The sequence below is a fragment of the Streptomyces sp. NPDC029216 genome, from assembly GCF_040648015.1.
Classification (GTDB): domain Bacteria; phylum Actinomycetota; class Actinomycetes; order Streptomycetales; family Streptomycetaceae; genus Streptomyces.
Genome location: NZ_JBEZWL010000018.1, coordinates 48,012 through 72,621 on the forward strand (window position 1 = coordinate 48,012; position 24,610 = coordinate 72,621).

The 24,610-nt window shown below is 70.7% G+C and carries 17 protein-coding genes and 2 pseudogenes; 6 read left to right on the plus strand and 13 right to left on the minus strand.

The window, feature by feature from the left end:
* The first annotated feature begins 65 nt into the window (after positions 1-65).
* The 4 genes from AB0F18_RS10170 to AB0F18_RS10185 are packed head-to-tail and all read left to right on the plus strand — an operon-like array spanning position 66 to position 6,187.
* Positions 66-1,445, plus strand: a complete 1,380-nt coding sequence (locus tag AB0F18_RS10170) for an MFS transporter (protein WP_362057046.1) — start codon at positions 66-68, stop codon at positions 1,443-1,445.
* Positions 1,438-3,588 (plus strand): molybdopterin oxidoreductase family protein, encoded by a 2,151-nt coding sequence (locus tag AB0F18_RS10175; RefSeq protein ID WP_362057049.1) that lies wholly within the window; start codon positions 1,438-1,440, stop codon positions 3,586-3,588. The genes AB0F18_RS10170 and AB0F18_RS10175 overlap by 8 nt, the downstream gene beginning before the upstream one ends.
* Positions 3,585-4,988, plus strand: a complete 1,404-nt coding sequence (locus AB0F18_RS10180) for an FAD-dependent oxidoreductase (RefSeq protein ID WP_362057051.1) — start codon at positions 3,585-3,587, stop codon at positions 4,986-4,988. The genes AB0F18_RS10175 and AB0F18_RS10180 overlap by 4 nt, the downstream gene beginning before the upstream one ends.
* On the plus strand, positions 4,985-6,187 hold the full coding sequence (locus AB0F18_RS10185; RefSeq protein WP_362057054.1) for an FAD-dependent oxidoreductase: 1,203 nt from the start codon (positions 4,985-4,987) through the stop codon (positions 6,185-6,187). Before AB0F18_RS10180 ends, AB0F18_RS10185 begins: the two co-directional genes overlap by 4 nt.
* Positions 6,188-6,598: 411 nt before the next feature.
* Here the strand turns inward: AB0F18_RS10185 and AB0F18_RS10190 are convergent, their stop codons facing one another.
* The 3 genes from AB0F18_RS10190 to AB0F18_RS10200 form a co-directional block, all read right to left on the minus strand.
* Positions 6,599-7,075: a cupin domain-containing protein gene (locus AB0F18_RS10190; RefSeq protein ID WP_362057057.1), complete on the minus strand. Its 477-nt coding sequence runs from the start codon at positions 7,073-7,075 to the stop codon at positions 6,599-6,601.
* A 734-nt stretch (positions 7,076-7,809) separates the two neighbouring features.
* A complete protein-coding gene (locus AB0F18_RS10195; RefSeq protein ID WP_362057060.1) occupies positions 7,810-8,988 on the minus strand; it encodes a M6 family metalloprotease domain-containing protein in 1,179 nt (392 codons plus the stop codon).
* A 68-nt stretch (positions 8,989-9,056) separates the two neighbouring features.
* Positions 9,057-10,322, minus strand: coding sequence for an alpha/beta fold hydrolase (locus AB0F18_RS10200; protein ID WP_362057063.1), 1,266 nt, complete (start codon positions 10,320-10,322; stop codon positions 9,057-9,059).
* A 219-nt stretch (positions 10,323-10,541) separates the two neighbouring features.
* On the opposite strand from AB0F18_RS10200, the gene AB0F18_RS10205 reads away from it, so the two are divergent.
* Positions 10,542-12,296, plus strand: coding sequence for an ABC transporter substrate-binding protein (locus tag AB0F18_RS10205; protein ID WP_362057066.1), 1,755 nt, complete (start codon positions 10,542-10,544; stop codon positions 12,294-12,296).
* Positions 12,297-12,361: 65 nt separating this feature from the next.
* Here the strand turns inward: AB0F18_RS10205 and AB0F18_RS10210 are convergent, their stop codons facing one another.
* Positions 12,362-13,552 (minus strand): peptidase M6, encoded by a 1,191-nt coding sequence (locus AB0F18_RS10210; RefSeq protein WP_362057069.1) that lies wholly within the window; start codon positions 13,550-13,552, stop codon positions 12,362-12,364.
* Positions 13,553-13,653: 101 nt separating this feature from the next.
* On the opposite strand from AB0F18_RS10210, the gene AB0F18_RS10215 reads away from it, so the two are divergent.
* Positions 13,654-14,610: a LysR family transcriptional regulator gene (locus tag AB0F18_RS10215; RefSeq protein ID WP_362057072.1), complete on the plus strand. Its 957-nt coding sequence runs from the start codon at positions 13,654-13,656 to the stop codon at positions 14,608-14,610.
* Between the two features lie 174 nt (positions 14,611-14,784).
* Here AB0F18_RS10215 and AB0F18_RS10220 read toward each other — a convergent pair whose 3' ends face one another.
* From AB0F18_RS10220 to AB0F18_RS10260, 9 genes and pseudogenes are all read right to left on the minus strand, one after another.
* On the minus strand, positions 14,785-15,717 hold the full coding sequence (locus AB0F18_RS10220) for a hypothetical protein (protein WP_362057075.1): 933 nt from the start codon (positions 15,715-15,717) through the stop codon (positions 14,785-14,787).
* Between the two features lie 14 nt (positions 15,718-15,731).
* Entirely contained in the window at positions 15,732-16,601 is an 870-nt protein-coding gene (locus AB0F18_RS10225; protein ID WP_362057078.1) for a papain-like cysteine protease family protein, read from the minus strand.
* 215 nt (positions 16,602-16,816) lie between these two features.
* Positions 16,817-16,996 (minus strand): hypothetical protein, encoded by a 180-nt coding sequence (locus tag AB0F18_RS10230; RefSeq protein ID WP_362057081.1) that lies wholly within the window; start codon positions 16,994-16,996, stop codon positions 16,817-16,819.
* Between the two features lie 641 nt (positions 16,997-17,637).
* Positions 17,638-18,506: pseudogene (locus AB0F18_RS10235) on the minus strand (DEAD/DEAH box helicase); the annotation flags it as partial.
* A 246-nt stretch (positions 18,507-18,752) separates the two neighbouring features.
* Positions 18,753-18,956 (minus strand): cold-shock protein, encoded by a 204-nt coding sequence (locus tag AB0F18_RS10240; RefSeq protein ID WP_362057084.1) that lies wholly within the window; start codon positions 18,954-18,956, stop codon positions 18,753-18,755.
* A 716-nt stretch (positions 18,957-19,672) separates the two neighbouring features.
* Positions 19,673-20,159 (minus strand): annotated as a pseudogene (locus AB0F18_RS10245) (DUF5994 family protein); the annotation flags it as partial.
* Between the two features lie 379 nt (positions 20,160-20,538).
* On the minus strand, positions 20,539-22,593 hold the full coding sequence (locus AB0F18_RS10250) for an ABC transporter ATP-binding protein (protein WP_362057087.1): 2,055 nt from the start codon (positions 22,591-22,593) through the stop codon (positions 20,539-20,541).
* Complete coding sequence (locus tag AB0F18_RS10255; RefSeq protein ID WP_362057090.1) at positions 22,590-23,528, minus strand: ABC transporter permease; 939 nt, start codon at positions 23,526-23,528, stop codon at positions 22,590-22,592. Before AB0F18_RS10255 ends, AB0F18_RS10250 begins: the two co-directional genes overlap by 4 nt.
* Before the next feature lie 31 nt (positions 23,529-23,559).
* Positions 23,560-24,543, minus strand: coding sequence for an ABC transporter permease (locus tag AB0F18_RS10260; RefSeq protein ID WP_362057093.1), 984 nt, complete (start codon positions 24,541-24,543; stop codon positions 23,560-23,562).
* Positions 24,544-24,610: the final 67 nt, after the last annotated feature.

The window sequence follows — 24,610 nt, forward strand, 5'->3', positions numbered from 1 at the left end:
GGCCCCGGCGAGTACCCCTCGCCGGGGCCCAGCCCTTGACACCCGACACACACCTGGAGCACACCATGGCTGACGCCCCCGCCGGAAAGGGCGGCTGGCTCACCGGATGGGATCCCGAGGACGAGGAAGCCTGGAAAACGGGCGGAAACCGCGTCGCTCGCCGCAACCTCGTACTCTCCGTCCTGTCCGAGCACATCGGCTTCTCGGTCTGGACGATGTGGTCCGTCCTCGTCCTGTTCATGTCCCCCGAAATCGGGTTCTCCTTCGACCCCGGAGAGAAGTTCCTCCTGGTCGCGACCCCGACCGTCGTGGGCTCGCTGCTGCGACTGCCCTACAGCTACGCCGTGACCCGGTTCGGCGGCCGGAACTGGACCGTGTTCGCCACCGGCATCCTGCTCGTCCCCGCCCTGCTGGCCCTGTACTTCGTCCAGCGGCCCGGCACCCCGCTGTGGGTGTTCCTCGCGATCGGCGCCGTCGCCGGAGTCGGTGGAGGAAACTTCGCCTCCTCCATGACGAACATCACCGCCTTCTACCCCCAGCGCCACCAGGGCTGGGCCCTCGGCCTCAACGCGGGCGGAGGAAACCTCGGGGTGGCGGCGATCCAGCTCATCGGGCTCGCGGTCATCTCGCTGGCGGGCAACGCGCACCCCTCCTACGTCGTGGCCGTCTACCTGCCCGTCATCGTGGCCACCGCCCTGCTGGCCGCCTGGAAGATGGACAACGTCGACGCCGTACGGACCCGGCCCGGCGCCCAGCGCGAAGCGGCACGGGACCGGGACACGTGGCGGATCGCCGTCCTCTACATGGGCACGTTCGGCTCGTTCATCGGCTACGGCGTCGCCTTCGGCCTCGTCCTGCAGAACGAGTTCGGCGCCACGCCCCTGGAAGCGGTCGGCTACACGTTCCTCGGCCCGTTCCTGGGCTCCTTCTCCCGCCCCCTCGGCGGCAGGCTCGCCGACCGACTGGGCGGAGCCCAGGTCTCCTTCTGGACCTTCCTCGGCATGGGCGCGGGCACCCTCGTCCTCGTGGTCGCGGCCGCCGCGAACTCCTTCGCGCTGTTCGTCGGCGGGTTCACCGCGCTGTTCGTCCTCAGCGGCCTCGGCAACGGCTCCACGTACAAGATGATTCCGGCGGTGTTCGCCCGCAGGGCCGAGGCGTCCATCACCTCCGGCGGTGACGCGAACGAGGCCTTCGCCCGCGCGCGCCGCCTGACCGGCGCCGTCATCGCGATCGCCGGCGCCATCGGAGGACTCGGCGGCGCCGCCATCAACCTCGCCTTCAAGTTCTCCTACACCGACGGCTCGGGCTCCGGCATCCCCGCCTTCCTCGGGTTCCTCGCCTACTACGTGCTGTGCATGGTCCTGATCCGCACCGTCTACCTGCGGGGTGGACCCTCACGGGATGAGAACACGGCTCGTACCGCGAAGGAAACGACCCGTGTCTGAACGATCCACAGCCCTCACGCAGACGGACACCCACTGCCCCTACTGCGCCCTGCAGTGCGGCACCCGGATCAGCGGCGACCGGGAAGCAGGCGTGAAGGTGCACCCCGCGGACTTTCCGGTCAACCGCGGCCGGCTGTGCCAGAAGGGCTGGAGCGCCCCTGAGGTCCTGGCGGCCACCGACCGGCTGACCCGGCCACTGGTACGCGGCCGGGACGGCCGGCTCGCCGAGGCGTCCTGGGACGACGCCCTGGACACCGTGGCCGAATCCCTCAGCCGGCTCCGGGCCCGCTACGGCCCGGACTCGGTGGCCGTGTTCGGGGGCGGCGGCCTGACCAACGAGAAGGCCTACCTGCTGGGCAAGTTCGCCCGCGTCACCCTCGGCACCAGCCAGATCGACTACAACGGCCGCTTCTGCATGTCGTCCGCCGCCGCGGCGGGAATCGCGGCCTTCGGCCTCGACCGCGGACTGCCCTTCCCGGTCACCGATCTGCGCGACGCGCAGACCGTACTGCTGGCCGGCGCCAACATCGCCGAGACCATGCCACCGCTCATGCAGCACCTCGACGGGGCCGACCTGATCGTCATGGACCCCCGGCGTACGGCCACCGCGCAGCGCGCACGGCTGCACCTCCAGCCCGCGCCCGGCACCGATCTGGCGCTCGCGCTCGGCCTCCTGCACATCGCCGTCGTGGAGGGCCTGACCGACCAGGAGTACATCCGAAGCCGCACCCAGGGCTTCGAGGCCGCGGCGCGGCGGGCGATGGGATGGTGGCCCGAACGGGTCGAGGAGATCACCGGGGTTCCCGCGAGCGCACAGCGCCGAGCCGTCAGGATGCTCGCGGAGTCCCGCAACGCGTACGTACTGACCGGCCGCGGAGTCGAGCAGCACAGCAACGGCGCGGACACCGTCTCCGGATTCGTCAATCTGGCCCTCGCCCTCGGACTGCCCGGCACGTGCGGCAGCGGGTACGGCTGCCTCACCGGACAGGGCAACGGCCAGGGCGGCCGGGAACACGGCCAGAAGGCAGACCAGTTGCCCGGCTACCGGCCGATCACGGACCCGGCGGCGCGCGCACACGTGGGCGGCGTATGGGGTGTGAACCCCGAGGATTTGCCGGGCCCCGGACGCAGTGCATACGAACTGTTCGACTCGCTGGGCGGCGAACAAGGGCCCCGGGCGCTCCTGGTGTTCGGCTCGAACCCCGCGGTGTCGGCCCCGAACGCCTCCCGGGTGAGCGAGCGGCTGGCGTCGCTCGACCTCCTGGTGGTGGCCGATTTCGTACCTTCTGAGACCGCCCGCATGGCCGACGTGGTACTGCCCGTCACCCAGTGGGCCGAAGAGGAAGGCACCCTGACCAACCTGGAAGGCCGCGTCCTGCGGCGCCGCCGCCTGCTCCCACCGCCGGCCGGTGTGCGCAGTGACCTCCAAGTGCTGCACGACCTGGCCGTACGGCTGGGGGAGCCCACGAGCCGCTACCCCACCCTGCCACGAGAGGTGTTCGAGGAGCTGCGGGCCGCGTCCCGCGGCGGGAAGGCCGACTACTCCGGCATCTCCTACGAGCGTCTGGACGCGGGGGAGAGTCTGCACTGGCCTTGCCCGGACACGCCGGACGCCTCGCAATCGCCGGATTCTTCCAGGACCACGGGCACTCCGGGCACTTCGGGTGCGCACCCGGGGACCCCCAGGCTCTTTCTGGACCGGTTCGCGCACACCGACGGCCTGGCCCGGTTCACCGAAGTGGAGCACCGCCGGCCGGCGGAGGAGACCAGTTCCCGCTACCCGCTCTACGCCACGACCGGCAGGGTGCTGGCGCACTACCAGTCCGGTGCGCAGACGCGCCGGGTCGCGGAACTGGTCGAGGCCGCTCCTGAACCCTTCGTCGAGATGCACCCCGACACCGCCGCCCGCTCGGGTCTGGCCGACCGCGAACTCTCCCTGGTCACGTCCGCACGCGGCAGCATGACCGCCCGCGTACGCGTCGACTCGTCGATGCGCCTGGACACCGTCTTCGTGCCCTTCCATTTCCCCGGTGACGGGCGGGCGAACCTGTTCACCCACCCGGCCCTGGACCCCCGCAGCGGCATGCCCGAATTCAAAGTGTGCGCCGTCCGCATCACCCCTCTGCCAGGAGCAGCGCTGTGACCCATGTCCTCATCGTCGGCGATGGGCCCGAGGCCCACCACCTCGCGGAACGGCTGAGCCACAGGCACCACGCGGGAACCGTCACCATCCTCGGATCCGGCGCCGCGCAGCGGCCGTTCCTGCCCCCGTCCACCGTCGCGTCCGTGTCCACCCCCCACCTCCTGAGCAGGCCGCCGTCCGGGGCGCGGGTCCTGGGAGGCGTCACCGTGCACGCCATCGACCGGGAGCACCGCCGAGTGAGGGCCTCCGTCGACGGGGTCGCGGCCGACCACTCCTACGACGTGCTGGTGCTCGCCACGGGCGCGCGCCCGGTCGTGCCCCGCGTACCCGGCCTCACCGGGCCCGACGGGCGGCCCGTGCAGGGAGTGTGCACCCCGAGCACCGCGGCGGACTACGACGAGATCGCGGTCGGCGACGTGGTGGTGCTCGGCGGAGGAGCACGGGAGGTGGAGACCGCAGGGGCGCTGGCCGCCCGTGGTGCGCACACCACGCTGGTGTGCCCCGCTCCGTATCCGCTGGACGGACGACTCGACGCGATCGGCGGGCGCATGCTCACCGAACGGCTGGAGCCGGCGGGCGTCACGGTGATCGGCGGGAACACCGTGGTGCACCGCGCCCCGGGCCGAGTCGTCCTGACGGATGGCACTTCGCTCCGCGCCGACACGGTCGTGGTGTGCGCCTCCCCCGTGCCCGAGACGGGGCTCGCGCGCGCAGCCGGCCTCGACGTCCGCGACGGGATACTGGTCGACGACCGGCTGCGTACCAGCGACCCGTACGTCCACGCCCTCGGCGACTGCACGGAACACGACGGCCGGACCATGGCCGGCGCCAACGCAGCCTGGGACCAGGGGGAGATCCTCGCCGAGGTCCTCGTCGGCCGTGCCGCGGCCCACCGCTCCGTCGCGCCCGTACTCCGCCTGTCCACCGCGGTGGCCGACGTGGCCTGCATCGGTTCCCTGGACGACTTCGAACGCCACGGCACCCGGTCGATCAGCCTCATCGATCCTGTCGGCCACCGCTACGCGCGGCTCGCACTGCACGACGAACGCATCGTGGCAGCCGTGCTGTTCGGCCTGCCGCAGGCGATCGCCACGATCGCATTCCTGCACCGCAGCGGCCGGCCGCTCCCGTCCGATCGGCTGGGACTGCTGCTCGACCTGCCGCCCCGGCCCCGAGCCGCGGACAGCACCGAGGCGAGCGAGGACGCCTTGGTATGCCTGTGCAACAGCGTCTCGCAGGGGGCCCTGAGCCGGGCCTGGCGGGCAGGCGCCCGCACGGTGACGGCTCTCGCCGCCGCCACCCGGGCCACGACCGGCTGCGGCGGCTGCGGCGGGGCGGTGCGGGAGCTGTGCCACTCCTGGGCATCCGAGACCGGACCGGAACTGGAGAAAGCGTCGTGACCCGCACGCTCGTCGTCATCGGACACGGCATGGTCGGACACCGGCTCGTCGACCAACTGCTGCGCCTGGACACCGAAGCCGTCTGGCGGATCGTCGTCCTGGCCGAGGAACGGCACCCCGCCTACGACCGGGTCGCCCTGACGTCGTACCTGGACGGCAAGGACAAGGAGGACCTCAGCCTCACCGGGCACGACTTCCTGGGCGACCCCCGCGTCGACCTCCGCCTGGCCTGCCCCGCGGTGGCGGTCGACCGTACGGCCCGAACCGTGGTGACGGCCGGCGGCGACCGCATCCCCTACGACGCCCTGGTGCTGGCCACTGGCTCGCGCCCGTTCGTTCCCCCGGTCCCCGGGAGCCGACTGACGGGCTGCTTCGTCTACCGCACCTTCGACGACCTCGACGCCATCCGCGACGCCTCCCGTGCGGGCCGTCCGGGCGTCGTGGTCGGGGGCGGACTCCTCGGACTGGAAGCCGCCAATGCGCTGCGCCTGCTGGGGATGCGCCCGCACATCGTGGAGACCGCACCGCACCTGATGCCGGCCCAGCTCGACGCGGGGGCGGCCCGCGTGCTCCACCGACAGGTCACCGAGCTGGGCCTGCGGGTGCACTGCGCCACCGCCACCGCGTCGGTCGACGCCCACCCCGACGGTACGGTCCGCGCCGTCACCCTCTCGGACGGCACGGTCGTGGAGACCGACCTGGTCGTCTTCGCCGCGGGCATCCGGCCCCGGGACGAACTGGCCGCCGCCCTGGGCCTGGAGCGCGGCGAGCGGGGCGGCTTCCTCGTCGACGGCCACTGCCGTACCGAGGACCGACACGTCTGGGCCGTCGGCGAATGCGCCGCCGTACGGGGACGCTGCCACGGTCTGGTCGAGCCCGGCTTCCGTATGGCGGACAGCGTGGTGCGACAGCTGCTGGGCCGGGACACCGATCCCTTCGACGACGCCGCCCCACCCGTAACGCTCAAACTCTTCGGGGTGAACGTCGCCACGCTCGGCGCCACTCGCGCCGAGGACGGCCAGGGTGTCGAGGCGGTCTTCGCAGAGGGCGCCACCCGCTACGCCAAGATCGTCCTGCGGTCGGACACCGGTGAACTCATGGGTGGCATCCTGGCCGGTGGCACCGGGTCCCGGAACACCCTCGGATCGTTCATCGGCCGTCAGCCGCCCGCAGACCTGGAACAGCTGCTCCTCCCATAGTGGATCTTGAGGGGGGAATGATCTCGGTTCATGGTGCGGGGAGATCTCACGGACGATCGGCCGCCTGTCCGGCCTCGGCGGCGGCTCCGGACCGGTGTTCCGTGGATTGCAACGGGCGGTGGGTCAGCCGCGGGTCAGCGTCATGTGGATTTCCGAGCGGGCGGGGCAACTGTGTCCGAGGGCCGGGCGGAAGCCGCCCGGCCCGGTTCGGTGGACGCGACTTTGGTCTGGACGACCGTCGCTCCGGTGAGCAGGCCGGATTTTCGGCGTGGAGGACGGTCAGCAGAAGGCCGTCGTATTCGCCCTGGCGGACCGTGTGCCGGAAGTCGATACGGATTCGGCATCCGCTCCATAGCAAAGCCCCAGGTCAGCGACCTGGGGCTTGTTTGTTTCCTGGGCCCCCGCAGGTGGTCAGGCGTGCTTGTCCGCGGGGTGGTGGGTGGGCTGGACCGACCAGGCCGGGGGTTCGTCGTTGCCCGAGTCCTCGTCGCTTTCCGCGTCGGCGAAGGTTGCGTGGATCTTGTCCGGGGCGTGGTGGACCGGGGCGTAGACGGCGTAGAGCTGCATGGGCTCGTCGCCGGTGTTGGTGACGTTGTGCCACGTGCCGGCGGGTACGAAGACCGCCCAGCCGTCCTCGACCTCCTGGTCGAAGTCGAGGCGGTCCTTCGCGCTGCCCATCTGAACGCGGCCGCGGCCCGCGTCGAGCCGGAGGAACTGGTCGGTCCCCGGGTGTGCCTCCAGGCCGATGTCCTCACCCACCGGGATCGACATGAGGGTCAGCTGGAGGTACTTCCCGGACCAGGCGACCGAGCGGTAGTTGGTGTTCTCCAGCGTCGCCTGCTCCAGGTCGAAACTCTGGGGTTCGGGCCCGATGTCCTTGATGGTCATGCTTCTCTCCCGGTCGACGGAGGTGGTACGCGTTCGGGCGCAGGTTTTGCGCCGGTCCAACCCTTCCAGACTCACCGGGGTCTCACGGCCCGACGCCAGTGACACTCGAGCCGGGCTGTCACGGGCGCCAGGACTCGGGGCAGCCGCGCCCTCGCCGCGCAGCCGGGCGAGGGCTCAAAGCCGCTTCCAGATCGAGCACTGATCCACTGACGCCCTCAGTCGCCGCTCGCTTCGCCGGTCAGCACGGCCCCGCCCGCACCATCGTCAAGAGCATCCATCAGCCCACAGGACGAGGGGGATCTCGTCCCGGCCGCCGGTCATACGGGGTCCGTCGCGGTGGATGCGGCGGCTGTGAACGTCTTCCACGGTTGTGAGGATGCGGTGGTCGCCGCACACCCCTGGGGTGAGTCCGCGCCCGACCCCGGCTGTGCCACGCCGCCCCGGCCGACGGTCACTCCTGGCGATCGGCCGCGTCGACCGCCCGTCGTCGGCCGGTCACGAGAGGGACCTGTGGTAGTCCGACCCCGTGCCGTTCCAAGAGGGGGCGAGCTCCTGACTGGACGGAATGCCCGGATACAGGGACACCCCCGACGACTCACGGAAAATGCCACCTCTGGTGCCAGGCTGCAGCCCCGGTCACGGAGGCGGCATGTCCGTATGTCCGTATGTCCGTACTGACGATCCGTCAGGGGACCACCGGGAATCAGGTGGACGGCGGCCCGCCCGGACCGGAGTCACTCCTTGCTCAGCCGCACCGCGTCTCCCGTCCGCCCGCCCGCGAGGACGTCGATGCGCACGCCGGTCGCGGGGTCGGTGAAACTCTGTCCGGGTGCGTACGCGGCCAGGTCCAGCGGTGTGCACCCGGCGGGCGGGGTCGTGGCCGGGGTCGCGCTCATGATCCGGACCGGGCCCTCGCCGGTGCGGGCGGCGGAGTCGACCCTGTATATGAGGACGCCGGTGGAGCAGGCGGCCGCGTCATTGCCCTCGGCACGGCGGGATTCCGCCACGTATGCCGTCGTCTCACCGGTGCGCACCACGGCGATCTTGGTTCCGCCGGGCCGTTCCACCGGGGTCAGCCGCACCGTTCGGCGACCGGACGCGGGCAGGCACACGACCTGGTCGTCACGGGTCCAGCCGAGCTTCCAGGAGTGCCAGCCGAGGTACTGCGGGGCGTGGCCGGCGATGTTGCCCATGAGGTCCCAGCCGCCCACGTACTGGTGGGTGGCGCCGGTGAAGGAGTACAGGTCAGGCAGACCGAAGGTGTGGGCGGTCTCGTGGGCTGCGACCTTGTGGCCCCAGCGCCACATGTCCTGGCCGAAGGTGACGGCCCACTTCAGGCGGGTGCCGTCGGCGGTGATGCCGGGCGTGGCCGGGTCGTAGAGGTAGGTCGGGGAGAAGGGGATGGCGGTCGCCGCCTTGGCGGGGACGACGTAAACCATGTCGTAGCGGGAGAAGTCCGCGTAAGGGTCGGCGGCCGTGATCGCGTCGCGGACGTACTTCTCGTGGGCCTCGAAGGTGAGGCCGCGCGCGAAGCCGTAGGAGGTGGAGTCAGCGGGCATCCGGATCCAGCGGTGCAGCGGGGTGTTCTCCAGTCGCAGACGGCCGTAGCCGGCGCGGCCCATCCAGTCGGCGGCGGGGGCGAGGTGAGCGGCGTACGGCTCGGTGGAGTCGGTGGCCGGGGCGTCGGGGAAGTCCACGAACAGCGTGAGGGCGCGGCGGGTCCCGGTGGCGGGCTGGAACTGGGTCCGGTCGGTGTCGTGGCCCTCGTCCGTCCAGCCGGTCCGGCCGGGGAGGGCGCAGCCGGCGGCGGAGGGCGGCGAGCCGGCGGTGGCTGCCGCTGCGGGGGCGGACAGGCAGGAGATGAGGGCGACTGCCGCGGCGAGGGGCCGCAGGCGGCGGGGCGGGGTGGTCATGTCTCTCCCGTCGGAGGCAGGTTGAGGGGGCGAGGGGGTACGAGGAGGGCTGTTCGGAGGTACCGGGGCTACGCGCGACCCGCGGCCAGGTCCATCAGACGGGACAGCACGCGGCCGCCGGAGGCAGTGACGCCGTCGTGCTCCCATTCGTTGGTGACCCAGACCCGGGTGGCACCGACCTCGCGCGCGGTACGCAGGGAGAGCCCGGCGTCCACGTACATGTCGTCGTGGTAGACGAGGGCGGCGAGCGGAACCCGGTTGGCGGCGAGGCGGTGCGGGTCGTACAGCGATGGCCATTCCGAGCGTTCGGCGAGCACATCGGCCGCGTCGGCGAAGGGGCGCAGGCCCTTGATCTCGCGGAACATCCAGGGGTAGATCATTTCTCCGGTGAGCAGTAGGGGGTCGGCGTCGTCGGCGAACTCGGGGAACGCCGCCATGGCCCGGGACGCCGCCCAGCCGGTCGGCCCCGCACCCTGGCCGTACAGGGTCTCCTGCATGACGGCGAAGAGCGGGTTGTCGGTGAAGCCCGTCAGCGTCATCACCTGGTGCAGGAACGTGTCGGTCGGCTTCGCATCCGCGTCGAGGGATTCGTCGAGCAGCCAGTGGATGCGCTCGAAGCCGTCGCCCATGCCGAGGGCGAGGCCGAGCGTACGCATGCGGTGGGGGGTGAGCCGGTCTCCGTCCGGCAGGCGCACGTCGGTGGCGGCCAGGAGGCGGGCGATCTCGCGCAGCCGGTCGGCGTCGTCAGGGTAGCGGGCGTAGAAGTCGAGGACGCGGTCCCGCACCCGGGGGTAGGTGCGGGCGTAGACGTCTTCGGCGGTGGCCGAGATGCCTGGCAGGCCGCCTGTCACGTAGCAGGCCCGTAGCCCTTCGGGCGCCTGGGAGAGATAGGTGAGGGTGATGAAGCCGCCGTAGCTCTGGCCGAGGGTCTCCCAGGGCTCGTCGCCACACAGCTGACGGCGGATCAGTTCGGCGTCCGCGACGATCGAGTCGGCCCGGAAGTGCCCGAGATGGCCGGCCAGCCGGGCCGGTGAGGCGAAGCGCGAGGCCGCGCGGGCGGTGACGGGGGTGGAACGGCCCGTGCCGCGCTGATCGAGGAGGAGGACCCGGTGGGTCTTGAGCGCCTCGGGCAGCCAGCCGGGCGAACCGGCCGACGGACGGGGCGACTTGCCGCCGGGTCCGCCCTGCAGATAGAGCAGCCAGGGCAGTTTCCGACCTGCTTGGCGCGCGTCGGTGACCTCCCGGGCGAAGATCTGGATGGTCGGACCGTGCGGGGCCGCGTGGTCCAGGGGGACGGTGAAGGCATGGTCGATGGTCGCGTACGCAGGGTTCACGGGGCCCCTTTCGCGGCCCGCACGGCCGCATGGAGACATTCAGAGACATGTGACATTGCACGACAGCATGGCGCGGCCGACGGCGGCCGTGGAGCCCCCACTTACCCATAACTCCGCGCTATGGAGACGCGACAATTGTGGGTGCCATTTCACATAACTATGTTATCGGTCACATTCCAGCCTCCCTTGGCTGCCCGACTGTTCACGGAGTGACCACTGATGAACAAACGCACTCTCCACGCCGTCGCCACGGCCTTGGCCGCGACCGTCACACTCGGCATGGCCGGCTGTTCCAACGGCACCCACTCCGGTGACAGCCGGCCGGACAAGGACTCGAAGAACCCCGCACTCGCCAACGCGGGGGCCACAGTGGGCGGCACTCCGCAGAAGGGCGGCACGCTGACCGTCCTGTCCAACCAGGACTTCACCCACCTCGACCCGGCGCGCAACTGGGTCATCGGCGACGTGGACTTCGGCACGCGGCTGCTCTACCGCACCCTGGTGACGTACAAGGCGGAACCGGGCGCCAAGGGCGGAGACCTGGCCCCCGACCTCGCCGAGGACCTCGGAGTCTCCTCCAACGGCGCCAGGACCTGGACGTTCAAACTCAAGAAGGGCCTCACGTACGAGGACGGCACCCCGATCACCGCGCAGGACGTCAAGTACAACGTGGAGCGGTCCTTCTCCCCCGACCTGCCCGGCGGCCCGGACTACGCCGCCCGCTACCTGGCCGGCGCCGAGGGCTACCGGGGCCCCGCCCAGGGCCAGCACCTCGACTCCGTCAAGACCCCCGACGACCACACGATCGTCTTTGAACTCCGCAAACCCTTCGCGGAGTTCCCCCACGCCACCGTCCTGCCCACTTTCGCCCCGGTGCCCCGGGTCCAGGACAAAGGCCCCCAGTACGACAGCCGCCCGTTCTCATCGGGCCCGTACAAGATCGAGTCGTACGACCGGGACAAGCGGCTGGTGCTGGTACGCAACCCCCACTGGGACCCGGCGACGGACACCGTACGCAAGGCGTACCCGGACAAGCTGGTCGTGGTGATGGGGCTGAGGGCCAACCAGATCGACGACCGGCTCATCGCCTCGGGCGGCATTGACGCCTCCGCGGTCTCCTGGGGCAAGCTCCGGCCGGAGAGCGCCCCCAAGGTGCTCACCAAGGCCGCCGTCAGGGCGCGGCTGCTGGCCGAGTCCACGAACTGCACCGAGATGGTGCAGATGCACACCGGCCGGGCCCCGTTCGACAACGTCAAGGCCCGGCAGGCCGTGCAGTACGCCCTGGACCGCGAGGCGGTGCTGACCGCCTCGGGGGGCCCTGCCTTCAACGACCCCGCCACCGCGCTCATGCCCGGCTCGCTCTTCGGCGGCAAGCAGCCCGATACGCTGGGGATCCCGGCCACGGGTGACGTGGAGAAGGCGAAACAGCTCCTGCGGGAGGCGGGCAAGCCGGACGGGTTCACGACGACCATCACCGTCTCCAACGGGGACAAGGGGGTCGCCGAGGCGATCCAGCAGTCCCTGGGCCGGGCGGGGATCAAGGTCACGATCGACGCCGTCGACCCGTCGGCCTTCTACGACACCATCGGTGACACCAAGAACCGCAGCGACCTCGTCTACACCGGCTGGTGCCCCGACTATCCCTCCGGCTCCACCTTCCTCCCCTTCCTCTTCGACGGCCGCTCCATCAAGGAGAAGGGGAACTCCGGCAATCACTCGCTCTTCCGTGACGAGCCGACGATGAAGCGGATGGACGAGATCGCCGACATGACCGACGCCGCGCAGGCCGACACGGCGTGGCGGCAGCTGGACGGGGAGATCCTCGCCAAGGCCCCGACGGCACCCGCCGTCATCGAGCGCATGCCGCTGCTGGTCGGCACGAACATCGCCGGCGCCTTCGGGCACACGTCCTTCGGCGGCCAGCTCGACTACGCCACGATCGGGCTCAAGGACCCCGGTACGAGCGGAAACTGATGCGAGATCCATGCCGGCGCCCCGGGGATCGCTCACGGAGTCGGGGCACTGACACGGATACGCTCCTACGACTTCGTGACGCGTACGGTCTCGCCGTAGCCGTCGGCGGCGAGCACGTCGATCCGTACCCCGGCCGCCGCGTCGGTGAACGACTCGCCGGCCCAGAACGGGGCGTCGTCCAGCGGGCGGCAGCCGCCGGCAGGTGCGGCGGCCGGCTTGGCGTCCATCACCCTGACCGGCCCCTGGCCGGTCCGCACGGAAGCGTCGATCCGGTAGATCAGGGCGCCGGTCGAGCAGGAGCCCGCGTCCGCCTGGATCCCGCGCCTCGACTCGACGACGTACGCGGTCGTGGGGCCGGTGCGGATCACCGCCATTTTGGTACCGCTGCCGTACTCGACCGCAGTGAGGTACACGGTGTCGCTGCCCTTCGTCGCCCGGCACACGACCTGGCCGTCCCCGGTCCAGCCGAGCTTCCAGGAGTGCCAGGCGAAGAACTGCGACCCACGGCCGCCGATCAGTCCCATCACGTCCCAGCCGCCGACGAAGCGGTGGGCGTCGCTGCCCGCCTCGAAGGCGTACAGGTCGGGCAGCCCGAAGGCGTGCGCGGTCTCGTGGGCGACCAGCTTGGCACCCCAGTGCCACATGTCCTGGCCGAAGGTCACCGCCCACTTGACCTGGCGGCCGTCGGCCACCACGCCCGACGTGCCCGGCTCGTACACGTACGTGGGTGTGAAGGAGATCGCCGCCGCGTTGCGGGTCGGCACGACGTACACCATGTCGTACCCGGAGAAGTCCACGTACGGATCGGCGGCCGCCACCGCGTCCTTGACGTACGCCTCATGCGTCTCGTGGTTCAGGCCGCGCGCGAAGCCGTAGTCGGTGGAGGCGCGGGGCATGCGGACCCACCGCTGGTGCTGGTCGATCGCGAGCCAGGCCTTGCCGTACGAGGCGTACCACAGCCAGTCCGCCCCGGGCGTGATCTGCGCCGAGTCCTCGCTCGGGGCCTCGGTGGCCCGCGCGTCCGGGAAGTCCACGAAGACCATGGCGACCTTGAGCGTCCCGGCGGGACGCCGGAACACCGAGTAGTCCGTGTCGTGCCCCTCGTCCGTCCACCCGGTGCTACCGCGCAGGGCGCAGGCCGACGGGCTGTCCGCGGCGCCGGCGGGCGGCGCTCCCAGCAGGAGGAGCAGCAGTGCGGCGGCCAGGGCGGGCAACAGCGCCCCGCGCAATGTCGTCAGCCGATGGATGGGTCTCATGGTCGCGCAACCTTCCTCTAAGTGGTGTGTGACATTTCACATAAGCCTGACGGGGTCCCGCTCCTGTCCGAAAGCTGTCGCCGCTCCATAACATGCGCGGCATGGAACTGGAGGTACGGCACCTGCGGGTGGTGTGCGCGATCGCCGAGGCCGGCAGCCTCACCCGGGCCGCCGCCTCGCTGTCCATGACCCAGCCGGGCCTCAGCACACAGTTGCGTCGCATCGAGTCGATGCTCGGCGGTGTGCTCTTCGACCGGCGGCGGGCCGGAGCCACGCCCACGGCCTTCGGTGAGCTGGTGCTGGCCCGGGCCCACGCCGTCCTGCCAGGCATCGACGCGCTCCTCGCCGACACCGCCCGCCACTTGGCGTCCCAGGACCGGGTCCGCGTCGGATCGGTCGGCGCTCCCCTCATCGGCCACCTCGTGCTGGCCATAGGAACGTTGCTGCCCGACGCCGAGGTGACGTCCCGGTGCCACTACTCCCCCGTCACGCTCCTGGACGACCTGGCCGCCGGCCGCCTGGAGGCGGCGGTCCTCGGCGACCACCCGGAGCAGGTCCTGCCGCCGCGCGACGGGGTGGTCCTCACCCCCCTGGTCACCGAACCCGTCTTCGCCCTGCTGCCCGCGACCCACCCACTGGCCGGCCAGGAGGCCGTGTCCCTGACCGAACTGGCCGATCACGACTGGGCGATGCCCCGGCCCGACGGCGACCGCACCCGCGAGTACTGGTCCTCGGTGTGCGCGCTGGCCGGCCGCCGGCCCTCCGCCCCGCACGAGGCCGAGGGACGCCAGCTGATCGAACTGGTCCGCGCGGGCCTGGCCGTCAGCCTCTGCCAGGCCACCTTCGCGCAAACCCCCGGCGTCACCGTCCGCCCCCTCGCGGGAAACCCGCTCTGGTACCGCCACGTCCTGGCCTGGCAGCGTGACGGCCCGCTGGCCTCACACGCCGACGACCTTGTGCGCACGGTGGCGGCCGGCTACCTGGAGACCTGCACCGCCAGCCCGGTCTACGCGGACTGGCGCCGCCGCCACCCGGACCTGGCCCAGCCCTCCGCATGAACAGCAGGTCAGGCACCCCTCGCCACCTGCCGGGCAGCTGTCGCTGCGGTCATCACCCGCGCGACAACGAGGCAGGGGGAGACTGGGCTTCGGTCCTGCGGCGCAGTGCGCGCTGACCTGCGTCCGCTGCTTGGGCGCTGCGCACGGAGGGGACCCGGCCCTCATGGGGTCGGGTCAGCGGAGGGCCGCCGTCTGCCGACGGCGCACGTACACCACCGCACCGCCGATCGCCGCCAGCGCTGCGGCCGCGGTGGCGGAGATCGGCTGCCACGATGCCTCGGCCGCCGGTGTCCCGGACGCGGCGGCGACCTGTTCCGGCTGTTCCTCCACGAGGCCGGCGTACCCGCCGGCCAGGCCCTTGCGGTCGTACTCCGAGCCGGGCATCTTGTCGCCGTAGCGGCTGGTGACAAGCTTCTGGTAGGCGGCGAGGGTGACGCCGCGCTTTCCGCCGAGGCCGGTGGTCGCTTCCTCGTTGAGCGGCTCGACCATACCGTCGGCGGTGAGCCGGTACCAGGCGTGGATCTGCGGCTCGGTGAAGGTACGGGCCTGTGCGGTGCCGCGCTCGGCGAAGCCGACCTCGGCGTCCCCGTCCCGGATGCCGGCCAGCTGCCAGCCCTCGGCACCGACGTTCTGCGGGCCGCTTCCCGTCGTAGCGGCAGCCCCCTTGGGTGCGAGCAGTACGGCGGCGTTCTTGCCGTCGGAGGCGGTCACCCGGGAGGCCAGGTAGGAGAGCCGGATCGCGGTCTGCGGGGTCGCCTGGGTCTTGCCGGTCACGAACTCGGGGCTGATCTCGAACATCGGCACCGGGTCCTTGAGAGCGAACCCGGGCGGCGCGGCGACCGCGGCGGGTGCGTTGCCGGGGGTGCCGACGGTGCCGCCGTCCGCGCCGGTGCCCGTGCCGTGCTGCCGGGCCGAGACCAGGAAGCGGGAGACCGTGTCGCGGAGTTGGTCGCTGCGGACGGCCTGCTGGGCGGACGGGTAGCCCGCGATGCCGTCGCCCTCCGCAGCCTGTGCGGGAACGATTCCGCTCAGGGCCGCGGCGAGCGCGGCCGTGGCGAGGACGGCGGCCCGGACTGCCGTGTGCTTGGTGCGTCGGGTGGTCTGCATGGTCGGTCTTCTCCTCAGCCCTGGATCCCGATGCGGGAGTGGGTCCACTGGAACGAGTTGTTGTTCACGTAAGTGGCGTGGTTCCACCAGGTGTAGGTCTGGGTGGTCTGCCACGGGTCCCCGACCGCGACCATGTTGGTGGCGCTGTCGTAGCCGTAGATGACGTTCATGTGACCACCGCCGGTGCGCCAGCCGATCCGGACGGCGAACGGTCGGCCTGCGGCTATCTCGGCGACCGACTCGCTGAACGAGGCGTTGCGATACAGGCTGCGGCCGCTGTTGCTCAGCCCCAGCCTGGCCAGGCCGTTGGCCATGTCTTCCAGCGTCGCGGGCTGGTTGTTGCAGTCCACCCAGGAGCCCTGGGCCGCGAGTTGGCAGAACTGCTCCTGGCTGACGGAGCGGCCCCAGTGCTTGGCGATGGTCACGCCGGAGGCGTCCCAGCACCACTGGGTCCTGACCTGCTTCTGCATGTCGATGTTGAGCGTCTTCACGGTCGTGGGGGGAGGGGTGGGGGTGGGCTTCGGGTTCGGCGTCGAACCGCAGACCGGCAGGGCCGTGGTGTTCTCGTTGATGAAGGCGTCAGCGATGTAGTACGAGCCGGTGTAGATCCACCGCGGGTTGTTCTCCACGGTGTCGCCGGTGGTCCGGCAGGACATCTGGATCCTGTCGCCTACCTTCGAGGAACCGTTCACCTGGGCCGAGAGGGACGGCTTGGCCCGGTGGTTGACGGTCGTGTAGTTGCCCTGCCCGCCGATGACCGTGCCGCTCACCACGTCGGCTTGGGCGAGCGCACCGAAGCCGAACAGCAGGCCGCCGGAGAGTGCGGCGATGACCGTGGCTGTCAGCGCCTTCTTGCGGCGGGACGCGCGACGTTTGTGCATCATGCTCCTTGATCTGAAAATGCGGGAACTTGCTTGCCCGGCAGCCGGATCGTCCGGTCTGCGCGACAGATGCCGAAGGGCGCCTGGCTCGGCGGTGGCACCGTCAGGTGATGGCCAGTCAGCCCACTGGTTGCCACCGCGGTGGTGCGGTGGAGGCGTGGTGCTGTGAGGGACCGGCGGACGGCCGCAGGGGAAGGTGACCGTGCGCCGGCGGTTGATCAGCCGTGCACGCAGACGACCTGGACGCGGTTGCCGGTGCCGCCGTCACCGTCGCACTGGACGGTCTGCCCGGCGGGCGCGTCCTGAGGGCGCCCGCTGACTTCGGCGGCAGCCACTTCGCCGGCCTCCGGGCGGGCCGGAGCGGCGGCCGGTGTGGGGACGTGCGCGTCGGCGTTCACCTTTCTCTCGACGGTAGGCCGTCATGCGCACCTCAAATTCTGGGCCGGAGGAGTGGGTGCACGGAAGCCTGCCAGACGGGCACGGTGGAGAATTCGGACAAACAGGAATGGAGTTCGAGATATCTGACTGTTACCTTGGTGACTGAATCTGATGATCTGTCAAGTAGCTTAAAAATAAGGCAAGTTGCACCTCTAGACACGTGCAGGTCCAGGCCATTTCGGCGATGTCGTTATGGAATCGAGATAATCAGGCGAGGCTTGCTGACGGAAATTCAGTCAGCGATTCATCTAATTACTACCGGACGAATTTCCCCTGTTACGAGCGGTAAGGAATCCCTCGCTCCGCCCGAGGGTGACAACTCGGCGATGCGAAGGGCTTTGATGCGCGACGGGTCCAGCCGCCGGCGGGTCGCACGGCCTGGGGCCGAACCGACCCCCCATGCCCGGACGTTCGTCGCGTATCCCTCGCTCTCACGCCCCCGGCAGGGGTGATCGGCGTGGGCCGGGCCGCGTGCCACGGCCCTGGAGTCCTAGCTCGGGGACTGGTAGGCCCGCATGTTCAGGTGCGCCCCGCGGCAGCTGGGACGGCCCGTCCACCGGGACGGTGGACGGGCCGTGAGGTCGTCAGCCGGACAGGGGCAGGTCATGTCGCGGCGCTGCTGGGGGGTGACGAGGGTGACGACGCTGCCGGACTCGCCGGCCCGCGCGGTACGGCCGCCGCGGTGGAGGTAGTCCTTGTGGTCGGTCGGCGGGTCCACGTTGACGACGAGGTCGAGGTTGTCGACGTGGATGCCGCGGGCGGCGACGTTCGTCGCGACCACGACGGTGACGTGCCCGGTCTTGAACGGGGCGAGGGTGCGGGTGCGTTGCGGCTGTGACTTCCCGCCGTGGAGGCCGACGGCCCGGACACCGCTGTCGAGGAGGTCCTGGGTGAGGCGGTCCACGGCGTGCTTGGTGTCGAGGAACATGATCAACGGCCCTCACGCGTGGCGATCTGCGTCGTCGTCCGGTGCTTGTCCGCGCCCTGGACGTGCAGGACGTGGTGCTCCACCGTGGTGACCGCACCCTGGGAGGGGTCCACGGAGTGGACGACGGGGTCGGCGAGGCAGCGGCGGACCAGGAGGTCGACGTTGCGGTCCAGCGTCGCGGAGAACAGCATCCGCTGCCCTCCGGGACGGACCTGGTCCAGGAGCGCGGTGACCTGGGGCATGAAGCCCATGTCGGCCATCTGGTCGGCCTCGTCGAGGACGGTGACCGCGACCTGGTCCAGCCGGCAGTCGCCACGGTCGATGAGGTCCTTGAGGCGGCCGGGTGTGGCCACGACGACCTCCGCGCCGCCGCGCAGTGCGCTCGCCTGCCGGCCGATCGGCATCCCGCCGACGACGGTGGCCAGACGCAGCCGCACGGCGCGGGCGTACGGGGTGAGGGCTTCGGTGACCTGCTGGGCGAGGGTCTTGCCCGAACCGGTCCCGCCGCGGCCCAGTACGTCGCGGCCCGCCAGGGAGTTCGGCCTTCCTTGATACGGCGCGTATCGAGGAATTCCGGCAGCGAATGAACAGCGTCGGTAATCACAGGCACGGCCGAATGAAATGCGAAAGCAAGCGGCTCGAACCGGGTCGACTAAATGTCGACGCGCAAGCGAGCGAGCGAAAGAAGTGCGGGTGACGCAGGTTCAGGTAGAAGACCTGCGAAATGCGCATGGCTGGGGCCCGCACCCCGAAGGATGCGGGCCCCAGCTACGTGTTACGCGTCAGCGTCAGGCGGAGACGATGTTCTCGGCCGTCGGGCCCTTCTGGCCCTGCGCGATGTCGAAGGTGACCTTCTGGCCTTCCTGGAGCTCGCGGAAGCCCTGGGCGGCGATGTTCGAGTAGTGGGCGAACACGTCAGCGCCGCCACCGTCCTGCTCGATGAAGCCGAAGCCCTTTTCCGCGTTGAACCACTTCACGGTGCCAGCAGCCATGTCATTTCTCCTTTGGGCAGTACATCGGCATCCGTACCGTACGAACGCCGTGTCGCCGCGATGATGCCCTGCCCGGAAAAAGACCGGAAATACACAGCGCTTCCGTCCGGCACGCGGCCTGCGGGAGCACTCGAAGTTTTTGGGTACCAAAACTGCAACTGACATCGACAGTAGCACGTCGCCGCATCCTGCGGGCGTCGAATATTTCCCCCTGTGCGTCGCCGACAAAAACCCTCTCCGCGATGGCTGTCAAATTCTCAGGCCGCGAGCACAGGTATTCAGGTCCTCGCCGGCGAGGTAGGTGCAGGCGCCGGCCAGGTCTTCCGCCGGGATGCGCAGAACGTTCCGCAGCTTCCGCCCCGGGACTCCGAGGAGACGGTTGCCTTCGGTGGCTTCGGAGAGGGTGGTCAGGACCCGTTCGCGGTAGACCTGCCGCTCGCGGAGTGTCGCCGTGATCGAGTCCTTTGGTTCGTGCGAAGGGCCACTGCCGCTCAGACTTCGTCGGCGTGGGCGCCCGCACCATGGGACGTACAAGACGCGGTATTCCCTTCGGGGTGGCGCGAGAGGCCGGCGGCCGGACGATGGCCGGGAACGGCTCACTGGAGTGGTGGGCCGCGATCCGTGCGTCGTGCTGGGCGTTGACCCGGTGGATCGGGCGCATGCCGAACGCAATCAGCAGGGCTCCTGCCGCGAGCGCCATCAGGATCTCCATGACGTCACCTCCACGGGTTACCGCGCAGCAGGATCATCCGCGCTCCGACGACCGGGTGCCGGAGCGTCGGCGGGGCAGATCCGCCGTCGGTCTCCCAGGCGTCCTCGCCGCCTCGGGCCTCCCGCATACGGCGGCCGGTCGCGGCTTCGTCGGACATCAGGACACCGGCGGCCAGGACGCCGCCGGGGAGGGCGGCGGCGGCCATGAGGCGCGCGGCCGCCGCGGGTTCGGTCTCGGGCGGGATCACCAGCAGGTCGGAGCAGCCGACGGTGTAGGAGAGCAGGATCATCTTGTCGGGATCCTGTTCGGTGAACCAGCCCGCGTGCACGGTGTGTCCGAGGGCGGGAACCTTGTGCGGGACGACGGGCCAGCGGGTGGGGTTCACCGTGACGCGTGATGCGCCCGAAGCGGCCCTCCAACGCGTCGACCAGCGGCGGAAGCTCGGTGGCGAGGTCACGCGAGCGAGGCCACCAGGCACCGCCCGAGAGGCCGCCCCCGTCCGGAAGTGGTACTCATGGCCGCCTCTGCCACACCGTCAGCCCGCCCCGGAAACATCAGGAGAGTCGTCGCCGCGAGCCTCGTCGGGACCACCATCGAGTGGTACGACAACTCATCCGACCAGAGCTACCACCTGCAACTTTTCGGCACGCGGAACGTCTGAGTCAGCACCAAACCAGCACGGGATCCGGAGTCGGCCGCCCCTCCTTCGTGCAGCGATACGCGCTAAGCACGACGGCCGAGCCCCGAGAGTTCCGACTCCAACACAGACGTGCAGTAACAGCGTCAGCTGTTGCGCTTACCGGATCAGGTGCCGGAGGAGCCCCGTCCGGCACCTGATCCGGCCTGGGCCAGGGACCGGACCGCCGCCGTTCAGACCACCTCCCGTACCGTCGGGAAGTGGCACGACGCCACGTGGTCGGCCGCGTGGGCGGTCGGCTCCGGGGCCTGCGTCTCGCAGCGCTCGCGCTGATCCGGGTCCAGTCGCGCGTACACGGGGCAGCGGCCCCTGAACCGGCAGCCCTCGTAGCGCCGGGTGGGGCTCGGCGGGTCGCCCGCCAGCAGGATCCGACCGCGCTGCCGCTCGCGCTCGCGTTCCGGGTCGGGCAGCGGTACCGCGGACAGGAGCGCCTGGGTGTACGGGTGGCGGGGCCGCTCGAAGACGTCCCGGACGGCACCGGCCTCGACCGTCCGCCCGAGGTAGACGACGCTGACCCGGTCGGCGATGTGCCGTACGACGGACAGGTCGTGCGAGACGAAGAGATATGCGAGCCCCAGCTCCGACTTGAGTCGGCGCAGCAGGTTCAGGACCCCTGCCTGGACGGAGACGTCGAGCGCGGAGACGGGTTCGTCGAGCACGAGCAGCTTCGGCCGCACGGAGAGCGCCCTGGCGATCCCGATGCGCTGGCGCTGCCCGCCGGAGAACTCGTGCGGGAAGCGTTCGGCCGCGGCCCGGTCGAGCCCGACCTGGTCGAGCAGCTCCGGGACCCGCCGGGCGACGCTCGCCCGGTCGGCCCCCTGCGCGCGGAGCGGTTCGGCGATGATGTCGCCGACCGGCATGCGGGGGTCGAGGCTTGCCATCGGGTCCTGGAAGACGATCTGCACCTGGCCGCGCAGAGCCCGTCGCCCGGCCTTGGTCAGCGTGGCCGTGGCCTTTCCGAACAGCTCGATGTCGCCGCCCTCGGGCCGGGCGAGGTGGAGGAGTTCGAAGAGGGTGGTGGACTTCCCCGAGCCCGACTCCCCCACCAGCGCGAGGGTCTCCCCGGCGCGAATGGCGAGGTCGACCCCGTCCACGGCGTGCACCGTCCCGACCCGCCGCTTGAAGGCGGCCCCCTTGAGCACGGGGAACGTCTTGACGAGCCCGGTCACCGCGAGCACCGTTTCCCCGGTGGTGCGCTCGGGTGCCCGCGGAATCTCGGGCACGGGATAGACGTCGAGTACGCCGAGCCCCTTCTCCACGATCTCACCGGCACGGACGCAAGCGGCGAGGTGACCTCCACCGTCCCGCACCGCCGGCCGCAGCCCCGGGACGGTCTGCGTGCAGCGTTCCTCCGCCATCGGGCAGCGCGGCGCGAAGGCGCATCCCGGACCCGCCCGCCCGGCCGCGGGCGGCGATCCGGGGATGGGGACGAGCACGCCGCCACCCCCGTCGAGCCGGGGCACCGCCCCGATCAGCCCCATCGTGTAGGGCATCGCGGGGCGCCCGAACACCTCGGAGGCCGTCCCCGTCTCGACGATGCGCCCCGCGTACATCACGGCGACCCGGTCCGCCATCCCCGCGATGACTCCGAGGTCGTGGCTGACCAGGACCAGCGCCGCCCCGGTCTCCCGCTGGGCCGTGCGCAGCACGTCGAGGATCTGGGCCTGGATGGTGACGTCCAGGGCCGTCGTCGGCTCGTCGGCGAGCAGGACGTCCGGGTCGTTGGCCATGGCCATGGCGATCATGGCGCGTTGCCGCATCCCGCCCGAGAACTCGTGCGGGAACGCCTGGGCGCGCAGGGCGGGTTCGGGGATGCCGACCAGGTCGAGGAGTTCCACGGCCCGCGCCCGCGCCCGGTCCCGCGAGACGTCCTGGTGGGCGCGTACCGCCTCCGCGATCTGGTCCCCGATCCGGTACACCGGGGTGAAGGCGGACAGCGGGTCCTGGAACACCATCCCGATGCGCTGCCCGCGCACCGCCGTCAGCGCTGTGTCCGATGCGCCGACCAGCTCGGTCCGGCCGAGCCGCGCCGAGCCACGCACGGCGGCGTTGGCCGGCAGCAGACCCAGCATCGCGAGCGCGGTCGCCGACTTGCCCGACCCCGACTCCCCGACCAGGCCGAGCACTTCACCGCGGGCGAGCGAGAAGCTGACCCCGCGCACGGCGGGGATCCCGTCGAAGTCGACCTCCAGGTCCGTGACGGACAGCACTGCGCGGGTCGCACTCATCGGCCGACTCCCTTCGATCCGGCGCGGGTGGGCTTGGGGGACCGCGTCGACGTGGGGTCGAGCGCGTCCCGCAGGCCGTCCCCCACCAGGTTCACCGCGAGGACGAACACGATCAGCAGCCCGGCGGCGAAGAAGAACATCCAGGGGTAGGTGACCGCCGCCCCCGTGGTGCTCGCGATCAGCGTGCCGAGCGAGACGTCCGGCGCCTGCACACCGAATCCGAAGTACGAGAGCGCGGTCTCGCTCATCACCGCGCCGCCGACGGCGATCGTCGCGTCGATGATGAGGAACGAGGCGATGTTGGGCAGGATGTGCCGCCAGATGATCTGCAGCGGCCCCACGCCCATGTACACGGCCGCCTTGACGAACTCCCGCTCCTTCAGCGACAGCGTCATCGACCGCACCACCCGCGCCGTGATCATCCACCCGAACACGGCGAGCAGCCCGACGAAGGCGACCCAGCCGCCGCTGCGCAGCCGCGGCGAGACGATCGCGATGATCAGGAACGACGGGAAGACGAGCAGCAGGTCGACGAAGAACATCAGCAGCCGGTCCGGCCAGCCGCCGAAGTACCCGGCGCAGGCGCCGAACAGCGAGGCGAGGACCGTCGAGAACAGCGCCACCAGCAGCCCGATGACCAGGGACTTCTGGAGCCCGCGGACGGTCTGCGCGAAGACGTCCTGGCCGATCCGGTTGGTGCCCCACCAGTGGTCGGCGCTGGGCGCTGACCGCAGCGCGGTGTAGTCGATGTGGCTGTAGTCCCACGGGCTGACGAGCGGTCCGGCGAAGGCGAGCAGGAAGAGCAGGAGCAGGACGGCGGTGCCCACCAGCGCGCTGCGGTTGCGCAGGAAGCGGCGCACTACGACGGTGGTGCGCCCGGCGGGACGGGCGATGCTCGGCGCGCCCGGGACGCTGCTCTCGATGACGGCGGTCATGGTCGGCGTTCTCCTGGATCAGGCGTCTGGATCAGGCGTTGCGGATGCGCGGGTCGAGCGCGGCGTGCAGCACGTCCGCGAGGAAGCCGGACAGGAGCACCGTCACGGCGGCGAACACGTTGACGGCGACGACCGAGTTGACGTCGTTCTTGCCGATGGAGGAGATGAACCATTCGCCCATCCCGTGCCAGCCGAAGATCGTCTCGGTGAAGGTGGCGCCGGTGAACAGGGCCAGGAATCCGTAGCTGAAGTACGTCGACATGGGAATCAGGGCGGTTCGCAGGCCGTGTTTGAGCAGCACCGTCCGGCGGCTGAGGCCCTTGGCGGCGGCGGTGCGCAGGTAGTCCGAGCCGAGCACGTCCAGCATGGTGGAGCGCTGGTAGCGGCTGTAGCCGGCGATCACGCCGAGCCCGATGGAGATGGTGGGCAGCAGCAGGTGGACGCCCCGGTCCTTGAACACCACCCAGAAGCCGGTCTCGGCGCCGGGGCTCTTCTCGCCGGTGAACTGGATGACGTCGGTACCGGTCTTCGTGTTGAACCAGATCGCGCCGATCTTCAGCAGAACAGCCAGCAGAAAGACGGGAGTCGAGAGCAGCACGAAGGAGGCGAGCGTCATTGCCCGGTCGGAGAACCGGTATTGGCGCACCGCCGTCCAGGCCCCGGCGAGGACTCCGATCACGGTCCCGGCGATCGTGCCGAAGAGCAGCAGCCGCAGACTGACGCCGATCCGTCGCCCGAACTCGGCGCCCACCGGGGTTCCGTCGATGGTCTGCCCGAGGTCGCCGCGCAGGGCGTGTCCGGCCCAGGCGGAGAAGCGGGAGACGAGCGGGGTGTGGTCGTTGACGCCGAGCGCGGTGAGGTGGTGTTCCACCGAGGCGGGCGACAAAGGGGGTTGGCGGCCCTCGTAGTACGCCCGCGGATCGAGCGCGTAGGAGGCGAGCAGGTACGAGAGACAGACGGCGGCCAGCAGCAGCACGGCGTAGTAGCCGAGCCGCTTGGCCAGGTAGGCGGCCACGGGTGTGAACCTCCGCAAGTGCTCGTGATCCACAGGGGATCGTCAGGAGAACGCGACACCCGGAAGT